Source organism: Sphaerotilus sp. (genome assembly GCF_013299175.1).
Classification (GTDB): domain Bacteria; phylum Pseudomonadota; class Gammaproteobacteria; order Burkholderiales; family Burkholderiaceae_C; genus Sphaerotilus.
The window spans coordinates 1-4197 of record NZ_JAAFKF010000177.1 but is presented as its reverse complement, the minus strand read 5'-3'; the positions used below and the strand labels follow the sequence as shown (position 1 = coordinate 4197).

3 protein-coding genes, 1 tRNA gene and 1 pseudogene are annotated in these 4197 nt (G+C 64.3%); 1 reads left to right on the top strand and 4 read right to left on the bottom strand.

Going from position 1 to position 4197, the window contains the following annotated elements; all coding sequences use genetic code 11:
- Both QZW52_RS18725 and QZW52_RS18720 read right to left on the bottom strand, forming a co-directional pair.
- The coding region (locus QZW52_RS18725) for a LapD/MoxY N-terminal periplasmic domain-containing protein (protein WP_294001574.1) at nt 1-743 on the bottom strand (743 nt) is incomplete at its 3' end.
- A gap of 139 nt (nt 744-882) precedes the next feature.
- The gene (locus QZW52_RS18720; protein WP_294001572.1) at nt 883-1536 is read right to left on the bottom strand and encodes a transglutaminase-like cysteine peptidase; all 654 of its coding nucleotides are present in this window, start codon (nt 1534-1536) and stop codon (nt 883-885) included.
- Between the two features lie 366 nt (nt 1537-1902).
- Between QZW52_RS18720 and QZW52_RS18715 the strand changes: the two genes are divergently transcribed.
- Nucleotides 1903-3771: a TolC family outer membrane protein gene (locus tag QZW52_RS18715; RefSeq protein ID WP_294001571.1), complete on the top strand. Its 1869-nt coding sequence runs from the start codon at nt 1903-1905 to the stop codon at nt 3769-3771.
- 163 nt (nt 3772-3934) lie between these two features.
- Here the strand turns inward: QZW52_RS18715 and QZW52_RS18710 are convergent.
- Nucleotides 3935-4024, bottom strand: a tRNA-Ser gene (locus tag QZW52_RS18710).
- A gap of 47 nt (nt 4025-4071) precedes the next feature.
- Nucleotides 4072-4197: pseudogene (locus QZW52_RS18705) on the bottom strand (branched-chain amino acid ABC transporter substrate-binding protein); the annotation flags it as partial.

Genomic DNA, 4197 nt, shown 5'->3' with positions numbered 1-4197 from the left:
GTGCGCTGGTGGCCAAGCGCCCGGTTCACGTCGGCCAGCCGCCGCACCCGCACCAGCACCAGTTGTGCTGACGCGGACGATTCCTCGCGGCCCAGGTGCGATTCGAAGCTCGCCAGGAAATGCCGCCGGTGCGAGATGCCCGTCAACGGATCACAGCTCGCCTGCACCCGCAACTGGTCCACCTGCTCGGCCTGTTCGGCAAAGATCTGGTTGATGCGCGTCACCATCTGGTTCATGGCCTGGGCGACGCGGCGCAGCTCGGGGGTGCGCGGCTCCTTGACCCGCACGAAGCGGCGTTGCGTCAGCGCATCCGCCTGCTGCACCACCTCGTCGAGCTGCCGGCGCAGCCGCTGCACCGCCACATGGCCCAGCGTCGCCGCCACCAGCCCGATGGCGAAGGTCCACAACATGATGCTCATGCACGCCGACCACAGCCCCGCGTAGGCATACGCCGACTGGCTCACCACCTCCAGCGTGCCGATCTGCGCCCAGCCGTTGAGCACCTGACCCAGTCCCGCCGTGGGCCGGATTGGCACCAGGCGGACAAACCACGCGGGCGCCGGAATCTGGACATCGCCCGCCACACGGGAATACCGCGTCACACCGTCGGGTGCGCGCAAAATGATGGACTGGTAATGTCCAGTATCGAACTGCGCCGAGATCGAGATTCCCAGCAGTGCCGCGTCCTCGCCCTGGTGCGACAGCGACAGCGCCAACGATTGGGCGTTGTCATTGTTCTTCACCGACAACTGGGTTTCCAGCGAGTTTCGGGCTGTCCAGACCGACACGAGCACACTGCCGGCGCACGACAACAAGATCGTGCCAAGGATCAATATCCAGATTTGTCGAATCAGCGACATGCCGACTCCTTTTTTGGTGTGTTCACAAAAACCCCTGATCTCTTGCTTTGACCAGCACTTCGCGCCACCGCGACAAGCGCGCCACGGCGTCCCCTGCCCCCGGCCCTTGCGTCCCCTGCCAGAGACCCTCAGAGTTGAAGCTGAACACCGGAATGAGGTCCGGCCGCTTGGCCGCGGGCCGGATGTCGCCAATCAGGTTGTCCAGGATGAGCGGGTCGGCGCCGGAACTCGGGTAGTACGCCAGCACCATGTGCGCCTGCTGCAGCGATGCCTGACCGCCGAAGATGGCCTTGACGTAGACCAGCCGCAGCCGTGTCGGCGCGACGCCCGAGGCGATCAGCGAGAAGTACTTGCCGATGGCGTAGTCCTCGCAGTCACCCTGGCCCTTCTCCAGGAATTCGAGCGGGCTGGCCCAGTAGTCGAGCTGGCCCCAGGTCTCGATGTCCTCGCGGAACAGCAGCCGCCGGTTGAAGAACTGGTTGATGCTCTGCAGGCGGGTCTCGTCGTCCTGGCGGCTCATCTGGTGGATCACCTCGGTCAGCGCCTGCGCCAGCATCAGCGTCTGACCACCGTGCCGGCCCGCGAGCTGCAGCAGCCGCTCGGACTCCCAGGCCAACGCCACCGGCACCACCAGCAAGCCCACCACCGCCAGCGTCCATCCGAGCCAGTGCTGCAACAGCGGGACTCGCCAGATGCGTGACAGCGCCCCCACCCGATCCGGGGAGGTCGTTACAGTCCGTGACACAGGCACAACAGCACGCATGGAGACGTTGTCGGCAGGTCGCAGGCAAAACCGTAGCCTTCCTTCACGAATCGCGACGGGAGCCACATGTGGGTGCGATTTAGTGCGCAGATGGCTTGGACGGGCTAGGCGCGGTGTGGAATACTCAGATGAAGGTATCCGCGGGCAAGGCGGCAAAATAGCCGCCGAAAGTACACCCTTCATCCACGGGCCTTCCGGGAGTGACGATCGGACGTGACAGCAGTCGATGTAACGGTAGATGTGTCTATTCCAAAGGCCAGCGCAAGGATCAATGAAACAATGAATAAGGCAGCCTCTCCTCTCGTCGTCGGCCTGATCGCCTTGGCCTGTCAGGTTGCGTTTGCGCAATCGACCGACCCGCTCAAGGACACGGTGCAACGCGCGATTTCCACCAACCCCGAAGTCACGGCCAAGCTCAATGCTTTCCGGGCCGCGGTCGATGAAGTCGATGTGGCACGCGGCGCGTATTACCCGAAGGTCGATCTGAACGCCGAGGCCAAGCAGACCCGCGACCGCATTGGCACGGTCAACCAGCGCATGAACAGCACGGGCGTTGCGCTGTCCGCCACCCAGCTGCTCTGGGACGGATTCGCCACCATGAACCAGGTGGACCGCCTGGGGCACGCCCGGCTGGTGCGCTACTTCGAGTTCATCGACGCCAGCGAGCAGGTCGCACAGGAGAGCGTGCGGGCCTATGCCGACGTGCAGCGTGCCCGCCGGCTGGTCAGGCTCGCGGAAGACAACTACGTCCAGCACCGCCATGTGACCGAGCAGAGCCAATCGCGCGTGCGCGCTGGCGTGGGCCGCGGCGTCGATCTGGAGCAAGCTGCGGCACGTCTCGCACTGGCGGAGTCCAACCTCGCGACCGAGACCTCCAACCTCCACGACGTGACCGAGCGGTATCGGCGCATCGTCGGCACGCTGCCCCCTGTGGACATGCCGACCGCTGCGGGTCTGGAAAAGGGTCTGCCCGCCACTTCGACCGCCTTGCTGGAGCAGACTGCCAAGCGCAGCGCCTCCATCGCGGCGGCCGTCGAGAACCTGCGTTCTGCCCAGGCCCAATCGCGTGAGCGCGAAGGCAATCTCTACCAGCCGCGCGTGGAAGCCCGCGTGCGCGCTGCCGCCGGGAGCAACCTCGATGGCGTGCTCGACCAGAAGCGCGACACCAGCGCCGGTGTGGCACTGAACTGGAACTTGTTCAATGGCGGCTCGGACAAGGCCCGTGTGCGCCAGGCCGCCAATTTGCTGAACCAGGCGGCCGACACGCGTGACAAGGCTTGCCGCGATGCACGCCAGACCGCCGCCATCGCCTACCACGACGTGCAGAAGCTCAACGAGCAACTGAACTATCTGGACAAGCATGTGCTGTCGAGCGAAAAGGTGCGGGACGCTTACCGCCAGCAGTTCGACATTGGCCAGCGCACGCTGCTGGACCTGCTCAACTCCGAAAACGAGCTGTACGGTGCGCGGAGGGCTTATACCAACGCCGAGCTGGATCTCGTCATCGCCAAGGCCCGCACCCATGCAGCCGCCAGCAGCTTGGTGGCGGCCCTGGGCCTGACCCGCGCGGGCACGGCGGACGATGACATCGCCGAAGGCCGCTACTGGCAAGCGGGTGAAGACGCGGCGGCCCGTTGCCCATTGAACGCCACGGACCTCGCCGTCACCCCCAAGGCAGAGCTGGATGCACGCGCACGCCAAAACGCCACGCTGGCCCCCATCGCAGCCGCGGCCATGCCCGCGCTGAGCGCACTGCCAGGCGCGCGCGCAGCTCCCATGCCGATGGCAGCCCAGGCTACAGCGGACACTTCAGGAGCCACGCCCGTCTCGCAACGCCTGCTGGACTGGGTGGGTGCCTGGACAGCCAAGGACGCAACGCGCTACCTGAGCTTCTACGATCCCAAGTTCCAGCCGACGGGCGTGCCGCGCCAAGTGTGGTTTGCGAACCGGACCAAGCTGCTGAAGAAGGAAGGCGCTGTCGAGCTGAAGATCGCGAATGTACAGCGCCGCTCGGTGGGCGTGGACACGGTCGAGACCAAGTTCGAACAGCACTACTCGTCCAAGGACTTCAACGACAAGAGCCAGAAGACGCTGATCTGGAAGCGCCGCGGCACCGAGTGGTACATCGTCAAGGAAAGCAATCGCTGAGATTGCTGGAACGATTTCCAGGAAAGGCGCCGAGTTGGCGCCTTTTTTCATGGACACATCGCAATGTCATGCTGGATTCGCCAATAAAAAAGCCCCGCAAGGTTTGCGAGGCTTTTTGCCATACCTGTCGAGCCGTCGAGCTGTTGGCCTAGGTCATGTTGTCTGGCGGAGAGGGCGGGATTCGAACCCGCGGTGGGGATTAACCCACACACGCTTTCCAGGCGTGCGACTTAAACCGCTCATCCACCTCTCCGGAAAGACAGCAACTATAGCAGTTTTCTTGACCGGCGAGAATACCAATCAGCGCACGACGGCGATCTGCTCGCGGTTGCCCGCCTTGTAGGTGAACATCGTCAGCGCGCCGTTCTTCACGTCGCCCTTGTCGTCGAAGCTGATGTTGCCCGTCACGCCCTTGTAGCCGCTCGT

What these genes read in the sequence shown, in the direction of transcription:
- QZW52_RS18715 (WP_294001571.1), top strand. Translation starts at nt 1,903, where the DNA reads ATGAATAAGGCAGCCTCTCCTCTCGTCGTCGGCCTGATCGCCTTGGCC.